Origin of the sequence: Lentzea nigeriaca (genome assembly GCF_016907955.1) — a bacterium.
Lineage (GTDB): Bacteria > Actinomycetota > Actinomycetes > Mycobacteriales > Pseudonocardiaceae > Lentzea > Lentzea nigeriaca.
This window is the reverse complement of the sequence record NZ_JAFBCX010000001.1, coordinates 690,116-708,746: the sequence shown is the minus strand read 5'-3', so window position 1 is coordinate 708,746 and position 18,631 is coordinate 690,116. Positions and strand designations below refer to the sequence as shown.

At 68.8% G+C, this 18,631-nt stretch carries 16 protein-coding genes and 1 pseudogene; 11 read left to right on the top strand and 6 right to left on the bottom strand.

What is annotated here, in order from left to right:
- Window positions 1–63: 63 nt before the first annotated feature.
- A complete protein-coding gene (locus JOD27_RS02425) occupies window positions 64–1,302 on the top strand; it encodes a ThuA domain-containing protein (protein WP_204760418.1) in 1,239 nt (412 codons plus the stop codon).
- On the opposite strand, the pseudogene JOD27_RS47110 reads toward JOD27_RS02425, so the two are convergent.
- Both JOD27_RS47110 and JOD27_RS02420 read right to left on the bottom strand, forming a co-directional pair.
- A pseudogene (locus JOD27_RS47110) lies at window positions 1,299–1,400 on the bottom strand (IS481 family transposase); the annotation flags it as partial. The gene JOD27_RS02425 and the pseudogene JOD27_RS47110 sit on opposite strands and share 4 nt — an antisense overlap.
- A gap of 675 nt (window positions 1,401–2,075) precedes the next feature.
- A complete protein-coding gene (locus tag JOD27_RS02420; protein WP_204760417.1) occupies window positions 2,076–2,453 on the bottom strand; it encodes a hypothetical protein in 378 nt (125 codons plus the stop codon).
- Window positions 2,454–2,602: 149 nt separating this feature from the next.
- Here JOD27_RS02420 and JOD27_RS02415 point away from each other — a divergent pair, with 149 nt between their 5' ends.
- From JOD27_RS02415 to JOD27_RS02390, 6 genes are all read left to right on the top strand, one after another.
- Complete coding sequence (locus JOD27_RS02415; protein ID WP_204760416.1) at window positions 2,603–3,040, top strand: helix-turn-helix domain-containing protein; 438 nt, start codon at window positions 2,603–2,605, stop codon at window positions 3,038–3,040.
- A 3-nt stretch (window positions 3,041–3,043) separates the two neighbouring features.
- Window positions 3,044–3,571 carry a hypothetical protein gene (locus tag JOD27_RS02410; RefSeq protein ID WP_204760415.1) on the top strand — a complete coding sequence of 176 codons (528 nt, stop codon included), beginning with the start codon at window positions 3,044–3,046 and terminating at the stop codon, window positions 3,569–3,571.
- Between the two features lies 1 nt (window position 3,572).
- Entirely contained in the window at window positions 3,573–4,682 is a 1,110-nt protein-coding gene (locus JOD27_RS02405; protein ID WP_204760414.1) for an MAB_1171c family putative transporter, read from the top strand.
- Window positions 4,683–4,697: 15 nt separating this feature from the next.
- Window positions 4,698–5,762, top strand: a complete 1,065-nt coding sequence (locus JOD27_RS02400; protein WP_204760413.1) for an ATP-dependent DNA ligase — start codon at window positions 4,698–4,700, stop codon at window positions 5,760–5,762.
- Window positions 5,759–6,364: a YigZ family protein gene (locus JOD27_RS02395; RefSeq protein WP_204760412.1), complete on the top strand. Its 606-nt coding sequence runs from the start codon at window positions 5,759–5,761 to the stop codon at window positions 6,362–6,364. The genes JOD27_RS02400 and JOD27_RS02395 overlap by 4 nt, the downstream gene beginning before the upstream one ends.
- Before the next feature lie 87 nt (window positions 6,365–6,451).
- Window positions 6,452–7,894, top strand: a complete 1,443-nt coding sequence (locus tag JOD27_RS02390; protein ID WP_204760411.1) for an alpha/beta hydrolase — start codon at window positions 6,452–6,454, stop codon at window positions 7,892–7,894.
- A gap of 211 nt (window positions 7,895–8,105) precedes the next feature.
- Here JOD27_RS02390 and JOD27_RS02385 read toward each other — a convergent pair whose 3' ends face one another.
- Together JOD27_RS02385 and JOD27_RS02380 are read right to left on the bottom strand one after the other, a co-directional pair.
- Window positions 8,106–10,706, bottom strand: a complete 2,601-nt coding sequence (locus JOD27_RS02385) for a glycoside hydrolase family 3 protein (RefSeq protein WP_204760410.1) — start codon at window positions 10,704–10,706, stop codon at window positions 8,106–8,108.
- 574 nt (window positions 10,707–11,280) lie between these two features.
- On the bottom strand, window positions 11,281–12,927 hold the full coding sequence (locus JOD27_RS02380) for a glutamate--tRNA ligase (protein ID WP_204760409.1): 1,647 nt from the start codon (window positions 12,925–12,927) through the stop codon (window positions 11,281–11,283).
- 76 nt (window positions 12,928–13,003) lie between these two features.
- On the opposite strand from JOD27_RS02380, the gene JOD27_RS02375 reads away from it, so the two are divergent.
- The gene (locus JOD27_RS02375; protein WP_204760408.1) at window positions 13,004–14,185 is read left to right on the top strand and encodes a zinc-dependent alcohol dehydrogenase; all 1,182 of its coding nucleotides are present in this window, start codon (window positions 13,004–13,006) and stop codon (window positions 14,183–14,185) included.
- A 19-nt stretch (window positions 14,186–14,204) separates the two neighbouring features.
- Complete coding sequence (locus JOD27_RS02370) at window positions 14,205–14,825, top strand: L-threonylcarbamoyladenylate synthase (RefSeq protein ID WP_204760407.1); 621 nt, start codon at window positions 14,205–14,207, stop codon at window positions 14,823–14,825.
- A gap of 3 nt (window positions 14,826–14,828) precedes the next feature.
- Here JOD27_RS02370 and JOD27_RS45805 read toward each other — a convergent pair whose 3' ends face one another.
- Window positions 14,829–14,960 (bottom strand): hypothetical protein, encoded by a 132-nt coding sequence (locus JOD27_RS45805; protein ID WP_275591544.1) that lies wholly within the window; start codon window positions 14,958–14,960, stop codon window positions 14,829–14,831.
- A gap of 537 nt (window positions 14,961–15,497) precedes the next feature.
- On the opposite strand from JOD27_RS45805, the gene JOD27_RS02360 reads away from it, so the two are divergent.
- Window positions 15,498–16,457 (top strand): hypothetical protein, encoded by a 960-nt coding sequence (locus JOD27_RS02360; RefSeq protein WP_204760406.1) that lies wholly within the window; start codon window positions 15,498–15,500, stop codon window positions 16,455–16,457.
- A gap of 322 nt (window positions 16,458–16,779) precedes the next feature.
- Here JOD27_RS02360 and JOD27_RS02355 read toward each other — a convergent pair whose 3' ends face one another.
- Window positions 16,780–17,361: an NUDIX domain-containing protein gene (locus JOD27_RS02355; protein WP_239566292.1), complete on the bottom strand. Its 582-nt coding sequence runs from the start codon at window positions 17,359–17,361 to the stop codon at window positions 16,780–16,782.
- A gap of 128 nt (window positions 17,362–17,489) precedes the next feature.
- Here JOD27_RS02355 and JOD27_RS02350 point away from each other — a divergent pair, with 128 nt between their 5' ends.
- Complete coding sequence (locus JOD27_RS02350; protein WP_204760405.1) at window positions 17,490–18,590, top strand: helix-turn-helix transcriptional regulator; 1,101 nt, start codon at window positions 17,490–17,492, stop codon at window positions 18,588–18,590.
- Window positions 18,591–18,631 lie beyond the last annotated feature (41 nt).

Below are 18,631 nucleotides of genomic sequence, written 5' to 3'. Positions count from 1 at the left end.
GGTCTGGACCATCCCTACGCTGATCTTCGGGCGCGCAACCCTGCGATGGTGAGGTGTGCCCGGATGGCTCGAACACTGTTGACACTACTGGCTTTGCTCGGCGCGACGCTGTTCCCGGTCGGCCTCTCGGCCACCGGCCCGGCCCAGGCGGCCCCGTTCAAGGTCCTCGGCTTCTACTACGGCACGAACGACCTCGCGCACATCTCGTTCGTCAAGGAAGCCAACCCGTGGCTGACCCGCGCCGGGCAGGAGAACGGCTTCACCTACGAGGCCACGACGGACTGGAACCGGCTGAACACCCTCACCCCGGCCCAGGCCCAGGTCGTGGTCTTCCTCGACGACCTGCCGAGCGGCACCCAGCGCGCGGGCTTCCAGCGCTACATGGAAGCGGGCGGCGCGTGGCTCGGCTTCCACGTCTCGGCGTTCACGCAGAACGCCAACGAGTGGTCGTGGTACCACAACACGTTCCTGGGAAAGGGAAACTTCGTCAACAACACGTGGGGCCCGACCACCGCGACGCTGAAGGTCGAGACCCGCACGCACCCCTCGACCGCGCACCTGCCCGAGAAGGTCACCTCCTCGGTCAGCGAGTGGTACAGCTGGTCACGTGACCTGCGCACGAACCCCGACATCCAGATCCTGGCGAGCGTCGACGAGTCGAGCTTCCCGCTCGGCACCGACCCGAACCAGCAGTGGCGCAGCGGCTACTACCCGATCATGTGGACGAACAAGAACTTCAAGATGATCTACGCCAACTTCGGCCACAACGCGATGGACTACGCGAACAACAGGCCGTTGTCCTCGACCTTCGCGAGCTCGGACCAGAACAGGTTCCTGATCGACAGCCTGCTGTGGCTGGGCGGTGGCGGCACCCCGCAGCCGCAGCCCGGCTGGAAGACGCTCGTCAACAAGGGCAACGGCAAGTGCGTCGACGCACGGTCCGCGGGCCTCACGAACGGTACGGTCATCCAGCAGTACTCCTGCAACGGGACCACCGCGCAGAACTTCCGCGCGGTGGCCACGAGCGACGGCTACTCGCGCCTGGAGTACCGCAACGACCCGGCCGAGGTGCTCGACGTGAGCAACGTGTCCACTTCGGACGGTGCGGGCATCCACCTGTGGGAGTACGTGGGCGGGAACAACCAGCAGTGGCGCGTCACGACCGGCGCGGACGGCTACTCGACGCTGACCGCGCGGCACTCCGGCAAGTGCCTGAGCGCACCGGCCGGCAGCACCGACGGCGTGCAGCTGATCCAGGCGGCCTGCGACGGGTCGGCGGCGCAGAGCTTCAGGATCGGCTAGTTGTCCTGACCTGAGAGGTTCGGAACGCGGCCGGCGGCCGGCCGTTGAGTGCGGTGTGATCGTGGTGGTGAATTGTAGGTGTGCAGCCACCGCGGGAACCCCGGAACCGCTCCGCGGCCAGCCATCGTCGACGACACACCGGGCCAGGCGCAGCGTGCCCAGCCCGGTCAGCGACGCGTTGGCGTGAGTAATCGAGGGCTTCCTGGTTAGCCGGTCGTAGATGTCGCAATCCACACCGAGCCCGGACGCCCTCCCTCATTCCAAGATCATCCGATCACGTGGCGGACCGTTCGCAACCTCGCTGTGCAGTACAGCTAGTAGACCGTCGCCTCTAACCTTTGGTATGGGCCGGTCGTCCGCGTGTCGCGCGGCGTGTCGGCGATGTGATCATGAGTTGGCGGTAGGTGGCGTGATCAGCAAACGTTTGCCTCGGCTCGCAACTACAACCAACTCAAGATCGCGGACCACACAACTAAGCCGCGACGGCCTACTAGCTAGCTAGTAGAGCGTCGCGGCTTGGTTGTGCTCCGACGCGTTGGCAGGGGGCTGGGCGGTCTGGTGCTCGTCTCCGAAAGCCCGGATGGTCGCGTTCTCATGCACATCGGCGCCGAGATGGCGGTAGGGAAATGCTGACGCAAACGTTTGCTGATCACCCTGACTGCTGCCAACCGTGCAGTTGGCAGCCAGGAGAGCGCGATCTTCATGATCGAAACGCGGCTGCCTGCCGGCATCACTCTCACTGTCACATCCCAAGAGACAGCTGCGACTCGCTGCTAGTCGTCGCGGCCGAGCTGCGGCCCGGTCACGGTCACCCGTTCCCCCGGTCTCCTCACGACGGAGGCCGGGTGGGACGCGCCCAGGAACCCGTACATGTCGTTGAGCTGGTGCAACGCGGACACCGCGTCCCGCCAGACCGGGCAGGGCCACGCGCGGTGCCGCCCGTACCAGGAGCGGCACGACCTGCACCGGTGCCGCTCGTTCGGCTCGTGCACGCGCAGCAGCCCGCGCCACCACGGCAGGGCGGCGCGCAGCTGTTCGCGCAGCTCGTAGACCTCGCCCGGCGAGTCGGTCCGCGCGAGCTGGTCCATGGTGCGGTAGACGACGTCGATCACCGTCCGGTGAAAGGAACCCTGGCGCTCCGCAAGGGCCATGTCCGCGCTCCTCCTCACCGCAGTTGAGACAGGATCGCCAGGAGTCTATGTTGACCATTGGCGGGGTTTCAACTCGTGAAAATCCCGTCACCCAGACAGCCCTTTCCGTGGGTGGAAACGCTCACTGCGCGCAACGGGGGGAGCCGGCAATGGCGGGGGAACGGTCCCTGGCTGACAAGCTCAACCACCTCTTCGCCGTGCACACCGCCCGTTCCGGCCAGGAGTACAGCAACGAGCAGGTGGCGGCGGCGATCGCGGACACCGGCGTGACGATCTCCCAGAGCTACATCTGGCAGCTGCGCAAGGGCAAGAAGGACAACCCGACGTTCAAGCACCTGCAGGCACTGGCAGGCTTCTTCGGCGTGCCCGTGAGCTACTTCTTCGACGACGAGGTCACCGACCGCGTCGACGAGCAGCTGAAGTCGTTGCAGCAGGAGCAGACCCGGCTCACCGAGCTCGCCGCGGGCAGCGACGCGCAGCTGATGGCCATGCGCGCGGGCGAGTTGTCGCCGGACCGCCGCCGCCTGGTGATGGAGCTGCTGGACGTCGTCTACCGACAGGAACAGGCCGAGCGCGGCGAAGGATGACTCGTGGCCGAACGAGAGTTGCGCAGGCGGTGCCGCCGCCTGCTGAACGAGCTGGACATCCAGCCACCCCTGGACGTCGAGGAGCTTTGCCGCCGCGTCGGTGACCAGCGGGGCAAACCCATCAGGCTGATCGCGCACCCGATCCCGGTGCCCGGCCCGTTCGGCGTGTGGATCGCCACCGCCAAGGCCGACTACATCCTCTACCAGCGGGAAACGTCGAAGGCGCACCAGAACCACATCATCCTGCACGAACTCGGGCACGTGCTGGCCGGCCACACGAGCGACGAGCAGGACGACGACCTGCTCGCGGGCCTCCACCCCGATCTCGAACCGGCCGAGCTCGAACCGGACGCCGTGCGCAGGGCGTTGCGGCGCACCTCCTACGACACCGCGCACGAGCGCGAGGCCGAGACGGTCGCGACGATCATCCTCGAATGGGCCTCGGTGCTGGACAAGGTCGCGCCGCGCGCCTCGGAGGGCCCGGCCCGGCGCATGGCCTCCTCGCTCGCCGACCGCCTGGGGTGGCTCTGACGTGGAGTATCTGAAGGAAACGCAGGGCATCGTCGCCCTGAGCTGCTTCGCGATCATGCTGTACCTGCTCGCGCGCCGCCCGCACGACCCGCGGCTGCGCAGCGTCACGGGCCTGGTCGCCGGCTGGGCGATCGGGCACCCGTTCGGCAGGGCCGCGGCGGACGGCAGGTGGTTCCTCGGGCTCGACCCGATGGTCAGCCAGCTGATCCAGCACGTGATGCTGCAGATCGGTGTCTACGGCCTGATCTGCTTCTTCGTCTTCTCCGCGCTCGACGACACCCGAGCGCGCAGGCAGGCGTTGATCCAGCTCACGCCGCTGGTCCTCGGCATCTCGGCCATGACGTGGGCCGTGGTCGCGATCCCCGGCGACCTGCGGGTCGCGGCGGCGCTCGTGCCGCACTCGCTGGGCGGCGGGCCGACCGGTGTCCTCGCGATCACCGTGTTCTACGGGGTGGGCAACGGTTATCTGCTCTACGGGTTCGCGGCGATGTTCGTCTGGGCCCGCCGCTACGCCCGCGGCGCCGAACCGCGGCTGCGCAGGGGCCTGCTGATCACCTCGACCGGCCTCGGGCTGCTGGTGCCGGCCGACGCGATCTTCGTGGCGTCGAACGTCTCCCGCTACTTCGGCGAGCCGCTCCCCCGCTGGCTGCTGACCACCGCGGTGTGGTTCCTGCTGCCCGGCGTGTTGTCGTGCTGCCTCGGTGTCGTCTACCCGATCGCCGCGATGCGGTTGTCGGCGATGCGGTTGTGGTTGCGGCATCTGCGCGCCTACCACCGGCTCGCTCCGCTGTGGACGTTGCTGCACCAGTCGTTCCCCGAGGACGCGCTGCACCGCGTGCCGTCGAAGCGCGACGCGTTCTCGTTGCGGGGCGTGCACCGGCGCTACTATCGGCGCGTGATCGAGTGCCGGGACGGGCTCGTGCGGATCAGCCCGTACGTCGCCGAGGCGCCGGAGCAGCTGCCTCTCGCCGACCGGCTGCGGGCGGGCTTGGAGACGCGGAGGTCGGGCGCGGTGACCCTGCGCCGCCCGATCGCGCTGGCCGTCCCCGACGGCGACGGGCTGGACGCCGACGTGCGGGAGCTCGAAAAGCTCGCGGTGGCGTTGCGCTGAGCTTATGGTCCGTGGGTGGACCTGCCCGTGATGCCGCCGGTGAAGCCGATGCTCGCCAAGTCCGTGCCCGAGCTGCCGCGCGGCGACGGTCTCGCGTACGAGCCGAAGTGGGACGGCTTCCGCTGCATCGTGTTCCGCGACGGCGACGAGGTGGAACTGGGCTCGCGCAACGACAAGCCGCTCACGCGCTACTTCCCCGAAGTCGTCGAGCTGCTCAAGGAGGCGCTGCCGCCGCGGTGCGTGGTCGACGGCGAGATCGTGCTGGTCACCCCGGACGGGTTGAGCTTCGACACCCTGCAGCTGCGCCTGCACCCCGCCGCCTCACGGGTGCGCAAGCTCTCCGTCGAGACACCGGCGTCGTTCGTGGCGTTCGACCTGCTGGCCTGCGGCGACGAGGACGTCACCGGACTGTCGCTGGGGGAACGCCGGGCGAGACTGGAGGAGATCGTCACCGAGATCCCCGGCGTCTACCTGACACCGTCCACGACGGACCCGGAGGTCGCGCGGGACTGGTTCACCCGGTTCGAGGGCGCGGGCTTCGACGGTGTGATGGTCAAGGCGGTCGACGGCGTGTACGAGCCGGACAGGCGCGTGATGTGGAAGGTGAAGCACGAGCGCACCGCCGACTGCGTGGTCGCGGGGTACCGGTGGCACAAGGACGGCGAGACGGTCGGGTCGCTGGTGCTCGGCCTCTACCAGGACGGCGAGCTGCGCAGCGTGGGTGTGGCGAGCAGCTTCACCGCGGCCCGGCGCCGCGAGCTCGTCGACGAGCTCAAGCCTCTGCTCGATCCCGCCGATCACCCTTGGGCCGAGTGGGCGACGTACTCCGGTCCCGGCATGAACAGCCGCTGGAACCCCGAGAAGCAGCTCCAGGTCGTGCTGCTCGCCCCGTCGCGGGTGGCCGAGGTGCGATATGAGCACGTGCAGGGCGGCCGGTTCCGGCACACCGCGCGGCTGGTGCGGTTCCGCCAGGACAAAGACCCGGAGCAGTGCACGTTCGAGCAGCTCGAGGAGGTGCCTCCGGCAGAGCTCGACGCGCTGTTCCTGGAGGCGGAGCGCAGGCGCACAATCGAGCCGTGAAGGTGATCAGGCGGGACGGCACGCACGAGATCGAGATCCAGCGGTCGCGGTTCCTGTGCCACGTCGCCCGCGTCGCCTCCGAGCAGGAGGCGGCGGAGTTCTTCGCGCGGATCCGCAAGGAGCACTGGCAGGCCACGCACAACTGCACGGCGTTCCGCACCCGAGACACGCAACGCTCGTCCGACGACGGCGAACCCGCGGGCACGGCCGGTGTGCCGATGCTGGAGGTGCTGACGCGCCGCGATCTCGTCGACACCGCTGTCGTCGTGACCAGGTACTACGGCGGCATCAAGCTCGGCGCGGGCGGCCTGGTCCGTGCCTACGGGCGGGCCGTGTCGGAGGCGATCGACGAGCTGGGCACGTTGACCCGCGAGCGCCACGAGACCGTGCTGCTGGCCGCGGACCACGACCAGGCGGGCAAGCTGGAGAACGCGTTGCGCGCCGCCGGGTACCGCGTCGCGGACACCGAGTACGGTCACGACGTCACCTTCACGGTCCACACGACGGATCCGGACGGGTTCGGGGTGTGGCTCGCCGCGCAGACCGGCGGTGCGGTGACCGCGATCAGAGGCGAACCGGTCGACCTCGATGTATCCGACTAGGGGGGTAACGCCCTACCGAAGGCGGGGTGCGTCTCGACAGGACACGTGAAAGCGTTCTCCTGATCGACTTCTGAGGAGAACATCACGGTGAAGTTCCTGGCCTGGGCCCTGACCGGCGTGCTGGTGGCCGGCTGCTCCCCGGCCGCGCACGCGACGGACGCGCCGGTGCCGGTGCTGTCCTGGACGGACTGCGCGGACGGGTTCGAGTGCGCGACGGCCGAGGTGCCGCTCGACCATCGCGACCCGTCCGGCGAGAAGATCGAGCTCGGCGTGACGCGCAAGCGCGCCGCGGACCCCTCCCGGCGGATCGGGTCGCTGTTCGTCAACCCCGGCGGTCCCGGCAGCGGTGTTGATGGCACCGTGCGCTACTTCGCCACCGACGGGCCCGCCGAGCTGCGCGACCGGTTCGACATCATCGGGTTCGACCCGCGGGGCGTCGGGCGCAGCCAGCCGCTCGCCTGTCAGCCGCAGGACGAGTACGCCAAGGCCTGGCAGGAGGCGTCCGCCCGGCCGCGCAAGGACTCGTACGAGAGCGCCGTACGCAACGGCAGGGCGTTCGCGGACGCCTGCCAGCGGGAGAGCGCGAAGCTGTTGCCGTTCATCGGCACCGAGTACGTCGCACGGGACATGGACCTCCTTCGGCAGGCGGTCGGCGACGAGAAGCTCAACTACCTCGGCATCTCGTACGGCAGCTACATCGGCACGGTCTACGCGAGCCTGTTCCCGCAGAACATCCGCGTGCTCGCCCTCGACGGCGCGTACAACCCGCACACCTACGCGAACTACCCCTACGAGTACGACCTGGGCCAGTACCGGGCCGTCGAGGCGGCGCTCGGCCGGTTCTTCGACTGGTGCGTGGCCACGTCGTGCGAGTTCGGTGACGGCGACCCGCGGGCGGCGTTCGTGAAGCTGCAGAACGAGCTGGACGCCGACCCGGTAGTGGACGACGGCACGTTCGTCGGCAACGGCGCCACACTGACGTACAACGTGGTGTCCGAGCTGGACGGCGGCAAGCGCGCGTGGCCCGAGCTCGCGACGAGACTGGCCGAGGCGCAGAACCGCACCGGGCCCCTGCTCGCCGTGCCGGACGTGGGCTTCCTGTCCGTCAACGTGGCGGTGGAGTGCGCGGACCGGGTGTTCCCCCGAGGGCAGCTCAAGCCCCGGCTCACGATCGCGTCGGCGGTGGCGCCGCTGACGGGTCCGGCGCTGGCGTACGCGGTGCCGAACTACGACCACGCGCACGCCACCGCCTGCACCCAGTGGCCCGTCGTGTCGCGGTCCCGGTACGCCGGTCCTTTCACGGCGGCGGGGGCACCGCCGATCCTCGTCGTCGGCAACACCGGCGACCCGGACACGCCGTACCAGGACTCGGTGGCGCTGGTGTCGACGTTGCGGAGCGGCCACCTGCTGACCCACCGGGGCGAGGGCCACACCGGGTTCTTCCAGAGCGAGAAGTGCGTCGCCGAGAAGATCACGGCCTATCTCGCAGAGGGCGCCCTACCCCCACAGGGCGCCTTCTGCGAGGACTGACGGTCAGATCTTCGGGTCGGGCGGCGGGTTGTCGGGTGGCAACGACACGACAGTGCGGTGGTGGGAGGTGGACGTCGAACGAGCGGTGGAGCGGCTGTGCGAGCGGCGTCCGGCACCGCTCGCGCCCGAGCAGTGGGCGGAGCACTTCCCGGACGTGCCCTACCGGCGGGTCTGCCGGTAGGGCACGTTTCGGGCGAGGCACAGATTCGGGCTAGTTGCAGGGAAGCACGTCCGGATCGGCGCCCGCCTTGGGCACCCACCGCACGTTCGCGAACGACGCCTGGAACGTGCCGTCGGTGTAGACCAGGAACGGAGTGTTGACGTTCTCCAGGTCCAGCCCCTTGTCGGCGAAGCAGCTGACCGCGACCTTCACGGTCTTCTTCTGTCCAATGGGGAGGGCGCGGAACGCTTGCGTGGCATCGACTTCGGCCGAGCACGGGTAATTGCAGTGCGCGCTGATGACCGTGCGGTTGGCCGGGGCCTGGTGCACGATCACGTCGAACTCGACGGCCGCGTTGGCGTTGCCGTAGCCGCGCAGGTCGGTGCCGGTAGGGCTCTGCAGGTACACCTGGCCGGGGCCGGCGCCGGTCCACGTCGTCTTGAGCGCGTCCTGCTGCACGTTGACGTCGGACTGCACGACGTTGATGTTCGCCTGCGAGGCCTGGCCGTCAGGGCCGATCTCGAGGCCCCAGTTCTCCGGTGAGCCGAGGTAGCTCTTGTACGGCGCGATGTCCGCGCGGTTGAAGATCTCCAGGTCCTCGGTGGCCTCGCCGCCGCCACCGCCGGAGCAGGTGCCGCCGGGGCTCGACTCGTCGAGCTTGCCGACGTTGCCGGTCTGCCAGTCGCGCAGGCCGTAACCGAGCTTGAACAGCGGGTCCTGGCTCGGGTCGTTGAGCGGCGTCTGGCAGGCGCCGCGCGGCCACGAGTAGGACAGCTTGCCGGTGAAGCCGTTGTGGCGTCCGCGAATCAGCAGGTCCGCGATGCCCTGGCCCTCGGTTCCGGGCAGCCACGCGGCCACGAACGCGTCGGAGCGGTTGATCTCCTTGTTCATGTACATCGCACGGCCGCCGACGTAGACGGTGATGACCGGCTTGCCCTTGCCGGACACCTTGTCCAGCACGGCGAGGTCCTTGGGGTACAGGCGCGCGGTCTCGAGCGTCCGCTTGCCGATGTCGCCCACGCCCTCCGCGTACGGCGTCTCACCGATGACCGCGATGACGGCGTCGAACTGTGCGGGGTCGACGTTGTCGGCGGTCTCGGAGAACGTGACGTTGGCGGCGCCCAGGGTGTCCTGGATGCCCTTGAGGATGCTGGTGGCGTTGGGGAAGTCGGCGTTGGTGTTGCCGGTGCCCTGCCAGCTCAGCGTCCAGCCACCCGTCTGGTTGCCGATGTTGTCCGCGCTCTTGCCGACCACCAGAACCTTGCTGCGCTTGGAGAGCGGGAGGATCCGGTTGTTGTTCTTCAGCAGCACGGCGGACTCCCGCACGGCCTTACGCGCGAGTTCCTTGTGCAGCAGCGCTTCCTGCTCCCCGGCGTGCTCTCGTTGTGAGGGCTTCGGCGCGTCGAACGTGCCCGCGCGCAGCTTGACGCGCAGGATGCGGGTGACGGCGTCGTCGATGCGCGCCATCGGAATCTGGCCGCTCTCGACCTGCTGCACGGTGTTGGCGATGAACGCCTTCCAGTCGTTGGGCACCATGATGATGTCCAGGCCGGCGTTGATGGCCTGCGGGCAGCTGGCGTTCGTGCAGCCGGTGACCTGCCCGATGCCGTTCCAGTCGGAGACGAGCAGCCCGTCGAAGCCCATCTTCTCCTTGAGGATGCCGGTCTGCACGTACTTGCTGCCGTGCACCTTGCCCTCGGTGATGACGTCGTTCGTCCAGCTGTTGAACGAGATCATCACCGTCTGCGCACCCGCGGCCAGCGCCCCGTAGTAGCCCTGCCCGTGAATGTTGATCATTTCCTGCTCGGTGCTGGCGTTGACCCCTTGGTCCTTGCCCCCGGTCGTGCCGCCGTCACCGATGAAGTGCTTGGCGGTGGCGATCACGCCGTCCTCGCCGATGCGCCTCTTCGCGTTGTCCTGCAAGCCCTTGATGGCCTCGTACCCGTAGGCGCGCGTGATCCGCGGGTCCTCGCTGAAGCCTTCGTACGTCCTGCCCCACCGGTCGTCCCTGACGACGGCCAGCGTCGGCGAGAAGGCCCAGTCCTGGCCCGTGACCCTGATCTGCTCAGCCGTCGCCTCGGCGATCTCGCGGACGAGGCACGGGTCGTGCGCGGCGCCGAGACCGATGTTGTGCGGGAACACCGTTGCGCCGTAGACGTTGTTGTTACCGTGCACCGCATCGATGCCCCAGATGACGGGGATCTTGGTGCGCGTCTGCTTCGACGCCTCCCAGTAGGCGTCGGCGAGCTTCAGCCAGTCCTGCGGCGTGGCCTTCTTGTTGGCGCCGGGCCAGCTGCCACCACCGTTGAGCACCGACCCGAACCCGTAGGTCGTGACGTCCTGCGGGGTGATCGCGCCGATCTCCGGCTGCGTCATCTGACCGACCTTCTCGGCCAGCGTCATGCCCTTGAGAATGGCCTTGATCCTGGCCTCGTCCCTGCGGTCACCCTTCAGCTGGCTCTCGACCTTGGGCCAGTCACCGAGGGTGGGCAAGGACTTCTCGATGCGGGCACACCCGTGCTCAGTCCTGGGCTGCCCGATGACCGGCTGTTTCGGCCCCTGCGCCTCCGGCGCTCCGGGCGCGGCGGCCGCTGTCGCGCTGGCGGCGAGCGTCAGCCCCAGCACTGCGGCGAGTGTGCTTCTCCACTGCATGCCGCAGATCCTCAACTTTGTGTTACGTCTGCGTCAATGGGAACGCTCTCATGACTTTGTTCCGGAACCCGCATGGCCCCCGTGCGGGCGTCGCTTGGGCGGGGGCGCGGTGGTCCGGTTGGGTGGCTGGGGTGGGCAGTTGGGCCACGCTGGGTGGCTGACTCGCGGTGGCCGGGTTGGTACCGGGGCCCGCGGGTCGGCTTGCGAGGGTTCGTCACGTGTCAGCGGAGGGCCGCCGATGCGAGCGGGTCGCGTTCCGGCCTGGTTGCTCAGGCCTTGACGAGCGCTGGTTTCGACATCGCCGCTTCGCGACGATTGCGATCGGGGTTGCGCTTGTGCTGGTAGGTTGCGGAAATTACCGCTTGGACGGCGCGGCGATGCCCAGCACGGCTCGCTTCGCATCGCCACTGGGCTCCCGCGGCGCCAGGCGGGCGGCTGCTCAGAGCAGTCGGCGGTCAAGCGCTCTGCGATGAGGCGGTCATCCGCGTCCAGGACGTCCGCCGGTGCCGCTGGATCGTCGCCGGATCGACGCGGCCCCCGGTTCCCGTGGGAACGGGGGCCGCGTGGAGCAACGTCAGCCGGCGAGGGCGCGCACCCGGCGCAGGACCTCGTCCTTGCCCAGCGTGCGGGCGACGGCGTGCAGGTCGGGGCTGCGGGTCGAGCCGGTCAGCGACACGCGGATCAGCTGCGCCGCCTCCTTGATGGAGCCGGGGTAGGCGTCCGGGTTCTTCTTGAACTCCTTGGGGTTCGGGGCGAAGCCGTGCTTGCCCGCGAGCTCGCGGATCTGGCCGAACCACTCCTGGCCGTCCTCGAGGTCGGCGTAGCCGTCGGCGAAGTCGGCGGCGAAGGCCGCGATCAGGTCCGGGGACAGGCCGCCGAGGCGCTCGTCGGTGCGGTCGGAGACCAGGGGGAACAGGGACGGGAAGAAGAAGCCGTAGGCCGTGCGGAAGTCCGACCACTTGCGGAGGTCCTTGCGCGGGTTCGCGACCTCGGGGCCGCGCTCGACCTGCAGGGCCGCCAGGGCCGCGTCGCGCTCGGTCGACAGGACGGTGACCAGGTCCGGGTCATGGGTCGCTGCCCACGCCGAGATGCGGTCGATGATCTCCTCGCCGGAGAGGGTGGCCACGTAGTCGGCGGCGATGTCCTCGAGCTTCACCAGGTCGACCAGCGGGCCCGCGACGCCGCACTCGGCCAGGGAGATCGGGGACGACAGGGCCTCGGCCGGCGGGAGGTCGGCGAGGCGGGCGTTCACCAGGCCGCGCAGGTAGTACTGGACGGCCTCGGCCGGGAAGCCCGCCTCGATGAAGAACTCGACGGACGCCTCGGGGTCCTTGCGCTTGGAGAGCTTGCGGCGGGAGCCGCCCTGCTGCTTCATCAGCGGCGCGATGTGGGCGTACTCGACGCGCTCGAAGCCGAGGGCGTCGAAGAGCTGCAGGTGGGTCGGGACGGAGGAGATCCACTCCTCGCCGCGGATCACCAGGTTCACGCGCATCAGGTGGTCGTCGACGGCGTGCGCGAAGTGGTACGTGGGCAGGCGCGGCGACTGGTCGGACGCCTTGAGGATCACCACGTCGTTGCGGTTGGCCTCGTGCTCCAGCGCACCCCGGATCGCGTCGACGAACGACGTGCGCTCCCCCGCCTTGCCCGGCGAGCGGAAGCGGACGACGTACGGGCGACCGGCGTCGAGAGCCTCCTGCACTTCGGAAGCCGTCTTGTCGCGCCAGATCGCCCAGCGGCCGTAGTAGCCGGTGGGGAGCTTCGTGGCCTGCTGGCGCGCGGTGATGTCCGCGAGCTCTTCCTTCGTGGCGAAGCAGAGGTACGCCTTGTCCTCGCGCAGCAGCTCGCGCACGTAGGTCAGGTAGATCTGCTCGCGCTGCGACTGGTGGTACGGGCCGTAGGCGCCCACCGTGTCGGCCTCGTCGGGCTCGATGCCGAAGTAGGCGAACGCGCGGTTGAACTGCTCGACGGCGCCCTCGACCTCACGAGCCTGGTCGGTGTCCTCGACGCGCACGATGTAGGCGCCGCCGGAGTGAGACGCGAGGTCGCGGTCGATCATGCCGACGTACAGGCCGCCGATGTGCAGGAAACCGGTCGGCGACGGGCCCAGGCGGGTGACCTTGGCGCCCTCCGGCAGCTGTCGCGGCGGGTACTGCTCCTCCCAGAAGGACGGCTCGGGCAGGTCCGAGGGGAACAGGGCGTCGACGACGGCACGGTCGAGCATCGCTGAGGGTCTCCAAAACCGGGGAAAGAAGTCTCCCCAGGTTATCAACGTGCGGCGACGGGGAACGCCACTGGGCATGAAGGCAGTCACTTGGCACGGCAAACGCGACGTCCGGGTCGACAGCGTGCCGGACCCGGCGCTCAAGGAACCGGAAGACGTCATCGTCAAGATCACGTCGAGCGGCATCTGCGGGTCGGACCTGCACCTGTACGAGGTGCTCGGACCGTTCCTCACCGAGGGCGACATCCTCGGGCACGAACCCATGGGCGTCGTGGAGGAGGTCGGTGCGCAGGTCACGAACCTCAAGCCGGGCGACCGGGTGGTGATCCCGTTCAACGTCTCGTGCAACTCGTGCGTGATGTGCAACCAGGGTCTGCAGAGCCAGTGCGAGACCACCCAGGTCCGCGAGCACGGGTCCGGTGCCGCGCTGTTCGGGTACACGAAGCTCTACGGCCAGGTGCCCGGCGGGCAGGCCGAATACCTCCGGGTGCCGTTCGGCAACACGCTGCCGATCAAGGTTCCGGAGGGGCCTCCGGACGACAGGTTCGTCTACCTCAGCGATGTCCTGCCCACCGCGTGGCAGGCCGTCGAGTACGCGAACGTGAAAGAAGGAAGCGTCGTCGCCGTCCTGGGTCTCGGCCCGATCGGCGACATGTGCTGCCGGATCGCGCGGCACCGGGGCGCCAGGGCGATCGGCATCGACCTCGTCCCGGAACGGCTCGCGCGTGCCAAGGCGCGCGGCGTCGAGACGATCGACCTGCGCGGCGCGGGCAAGCGGCTCACCGAGGTCGTCAGGGACCTCACCGCCGGACGCGGCCCGGACGCGGTGATCGACGCGGTCGGCATGGAGGCCCACGGCGCGCCGGCGGCCAAGATCGCCCAGCAGCTCACCGGGCTGCTGCCGGACGCGATGGCGCAGAAGTTCATGAAGGAAGCGGGCATCGACCGCCTCCGCGCGCTCTACAGCGCGATCGACATGGTCCGGCGTGGCGGCACGATCTCCATCGTCGGCGTGTACGGCGGCATGGCCGACCCGATGCCGATGCTGACGATGTTCGACAAGCAGCTGCAGCTGCGGATGGGCCAGGCCAACGTGTGGCGCTGGGTTCCGGAGATCCTGCCGCTGCTCACGGACGACGATCCGCTGGGAGTGGACGACTTCGCCACGCACCGGCTGCCGCTGCAGGACGCGCCCAGGGCGTACGAGACGTTCCAGAAGAAGGCCGACGGCATGGTCAAAGTGCTGCTCAAACCTTGATCGGCATATCCTGCCCGGCATGGCCAAGTACCTCGACGTCCACCCGGTCAACCCGCAGAAGCGCGCCATCGACCAGGCCGTGCGGATCCTGCAGGAGGACGGCCTGATCGCGTATCCGACCGACTCCTGCTACGCGCTCGGCTGCCGCCTGGGCAACAAGGACGGCATCGACCGGATCCGCGAGATCCGCAAGCTGGACGACAAGCACCACTTCACGCTGATGTGCGAGAACTTCGCCCAGCTCGGCCAGTTCGTGGTGGTGGACAACGCGGTGTTCCGCGCGATCAAGGCGTCCACGCCGGGCAACTACACGTTCATCCTGCCCGCGACGAAGGAGGTGCCGCGCCGCATGATGCACCCGAAGAAGAAGACGGTGGGCGCGCGCATCCCGGACCACGTCGTGACGCAGGCGCTGCTGGAGGCGATGGGCGAGCCGCTGCTCACGTCCACGCTGCTGCTGCCGGACGAGGCGGAACCGCTCGTGCAGGGCTGGGAGATCAAGGAACGGCTGGACCACGTGGTGGACGCGGTGATCGACTCCGGGGAGTGCGGCACCACGCCCACCACGGTGGTGGACTTCTCCAGCGGTGAGGCCGAGATCATCCGCTACGGCGCGGGCGACCCGACCCGGTTCGAATAGCCCTCACGACACGACCAGCGCGTAGTCGGCGTCGGTCGCGGCCGTCTCGACGTGACCGTCCACGTTGACCTCGGTCGCGACGACCTCGACCGTCCAGGTGCCCGCCGCCGGTGCCCGGACGAACACGTTCTCCACGGTGCCGACGGTGTTCGCGACGCCGCCCGGCGTGGACCAGTTGCCTCGATCAGGCCGTTGTCGCCCCCGTAGACGGTGCCGCCGGGCGCGGTGACCTTCGACGACAGGTCGTTCACGGTCGCCTGGTGCCGTCCTGGACGAACGCGCCGAGCCGCACGCCGAGGCCTTTGAGCTGGAGGCGCGGACAGGGTGGTGCGGAACCGCAGCAGGTAAGCGCTCTCCGCCGGGGCAGCGACGGCAGGAACGCCGCTGATCAGCGCAAACGCGGATAAAGCTGACAATATCGTGCGCAGCACGAATGGACCTCCAGATCGGCGGGGTCGACGGTGACCGGAGGGAGTCACCGTCCGTGACCAGCACGTCACCGCGAAACAGCAGGTCAGAACATCAGTCGAACGGCGGTGATCATCTTGACCGGGGGTGTAGAACAATCCCTTTGGCCGCCGATATTCACATTCACCCGGACGGTGCATCCGGAGTAACGTCCGGCGAGGTGTGCCCGACATGCCCGGCAAAGCATTTCCGCGCGGAGGACGGATGCCTGTCTCACCTGAGCAGCTGATGGAAGAACTGCGCACGTTGTGCCGGGGGCGCGGGGTGCAGACTCCGGGAATCGACCTGCAGGTCGGGCCGGCGCTGCGCCAGGTGTGCGGCATCGTGGAGTCCGACGGCGCGGAAGCCGTGCGAACGAAACTGCGGGACTGGGTGACGAACGCGGTCCGCGCTTTCCCGGCGGAGGTGCGCAACGCCGTTCTGGCACCGCTCGGACTGCACGAGGAAGCGCAGTTCCGGTTCCTCAACGAACGCATCGAGTGGCTCGCGAAGCAACAGGATCGCGGCGCGCGCACGGTGCGCAGGAGGATGGAGGCCGGACTGCAGCGCCTGGTGGAGGTGGCGCTGCAGCCGGCGGCGTCGACGGCGCACGTGACGCCGTCGGAACTGTGGCACGTCAAGGAGTTCGACGCGCTGCTGAAGCTGGACGGTCCGACGCCCGCGTGCACGGAACGCCGGACCGTTGTGGCCGACACGGACGGTGTCAACGAGATCGCGTGGTCCATCACGATCCCCTCCCCCACGCCCGACGGCGCACCTGGCGACCTGGACGTGGAGGTGTTGCACGGGGTCGAGCTCATCGGCCACGAGCGTCCGTCCCCGCGGCGCTTCCTCATGAAGCTGCGGTTGCCCCGACCCCTCAACACAGGGCAAACGCACCAGTTCGCACTCGAGGTCAAAGTGCCACGGGGACAGTCGATGCGCCCGACCTACGTGTTCTGGCCGGAGCGGATGTGCGAGTCGTTCCGGCTGAGGGTCCGGTTCGACCGGGAGGACCTGCCCGAGACGGTGTGGGCCGTCGAGGAGGCCCTGGCACGGGATACCGACGACCTGACGCCCTGGCCGCGGAAGCTGCCCGTCGACGAGATCGGTGAGATCGACGTGTCGTTCCCACACCCTCGTCAGGGCCGCGGCTACGGCGTTCAGTGGACGCCACGCGCCTAGCCGATCAGCATGTCAACGGCAAAATGCGGTTCCACGACTGAACACCTCCCTTTGTGTGAATCAGGGAGAACCGCAGTCCGAAGTCGGGTCAGATCACCGAGATAGCGAAGAAGCTGCCGACCACGAATCCCACGAAAAGGCAGATCGCGGCAACCTTCACGACGGTGACGAGTGAGCAGATCATTCTCATCGAGAAATTCACCTTCTCATTCTGACTGGCTTTCGGGCTGAGGTTCTCGCCGATGCACCAAGAGTGGCTTTCCGCCAGTCGAATGAGAACGGGTTTCCTGTTTCCTCCGAAATCAGGAAACCCCTGGAAACCCTATTTCTGGGCCGTGCGGCGCAGCGCCATCACGAGCAGCGCGTGGGAACTGCCCGCGTGCGGGAGCATGCCCTGCTGGACGAGGTCGAGCGCGTGGTGGAACGGCAGCGTCCGCACGCGCAGGTCGGCCTCACCGGGACCGAGATCGGGTTCGCCCTGGGTGAGGTCGGTCGCGAGGAAGATGTGGTCGACGTGGTTGCTGAGGCTGTCCGCGCCGTGGATCTGGCCGAGCCGTTCCCACTTCTCGGCTCTGAGCCCGGTCTCCTCTGCCAGCTCGCGCCGTGCCGCGGCCAGCGGGTCGGCGTCCGCGTCGTCAACGGCGCCGCCGGGCAGCCGCCACTCGGTGCCGCCGTGCGTGTAGATCCACTGCCGGGTGAGCACCACGTGGTCGTCGTCCTGGATCGCCAGGACCGTCACCGATCCCGGTGCCACCACGTGGGTGTAGGTGCCGTGTCCGCCATCCGGTCTGACGACGTCGTCCGCGCGCACCTCGAACCACGGGGACCGGTGCACCACGTTGGTCGCCAAGCGCTGCCAGACCATCACCACACCAGCCGCCTCGTCGGAGCACGTCATCGCCATGACTCACATGGAACCATCGCCGACCGCTCCAGTTAGTTCCAGTTGATCGTCAATCTCCTGCCAAATAGTGGACATTCGGTATCCAGGCGTTTGGGCCCGGACACACTACCGGGGAGGGGGTGAAGCCGTTGTCACCCACGTTCGCCCAGGAGGTTCGCCGCCTGCGCAACGAGCGCGGGCTCTCACTCAGCCGGTTGACGGACCTCGTTCCGTACAGCAAGGGCCACCTGAGCAAGATCGAGAACGGCCAGGTCCGGCCCAACCCGGAGATGGCGAAGATCCTCGACGACGTCCTGCGGGCGGGCGGGCGCCTGATCGAGCTCGCCGACGCTCCGGTCCGCCCGATCCCGAGCGACCACGCGGCCCTGCGCACGTACGACTCGATGTTCGACCACCACCGCGCGTTGGGACATCGCCTGAGCCCCGGCGTGGTCCTCGTGAGCCTGCGGCCCCAGGTGGACGTCCTGAGCTCCATGGCCCGCTCCGCCGACGACCCCGGGCTGGGTCGCGGTCTGTGGCTGCTCGCCGCCCGGTACGCCGAGTACGCGGGGTGGATGGAGCAGGAACGGGGTGACGACGCGTCCGCCGCGGAGATGACCAGGCGAGCCGTCCAGTACGCGGCGAAGGGCGGTGACCGGGAACTGGAGGCGTGGTCGCTGGTCCGTGCCGCCGAGTTCGCCCTGTACCGGGGAGACGCCCACAGCACCGTGTCCTACGCCCGCCGCGCGGGCCAGTCCCACTCCCCCGCCATGAAGTCGGCGGCGGCCCTGCGCGAGGCCCAGGGCTACGCGCTCGCCGGCGCGGGGGACCGGTGCGAGCAGGCCCTCGACCGGGCCGCCCAGCTGCACCAGGCCGTGCGGGAATCCCCTTACGGCACAACGAGTCTGATCGACCAGGTGGCCGTCGCCCGCGCCTGGTCGTTCCACGACCTCGGCCGCCACGCCGAAGCCGCCGCGATCCTCGACACCCAGGTGCCGCTGATCGCCCCGACGGCCCTGCGCGCCCGCACCCGGTTCGGCCTTCGCCGTGCACTGGCCCACGCCGCGGCGGGCGACGTGGACCACGCGTGCGAGCTCGTCACCGATCTCCTCGACGACATCCGTCAGGTGCAGTCGGCGACCGTGCACATCGACCTGACCGCATTCAGCAGGTTGTTGTCCCGTCTGCGTCCGGCGGTGGGGCGCGAGGTGGCCGGGGAAATCAGCGACATCCTGTTCTCCTATTCGTAGCCGGGTGTCCCGCCGAACGCGAAATAGCCCCGACGCGGAAT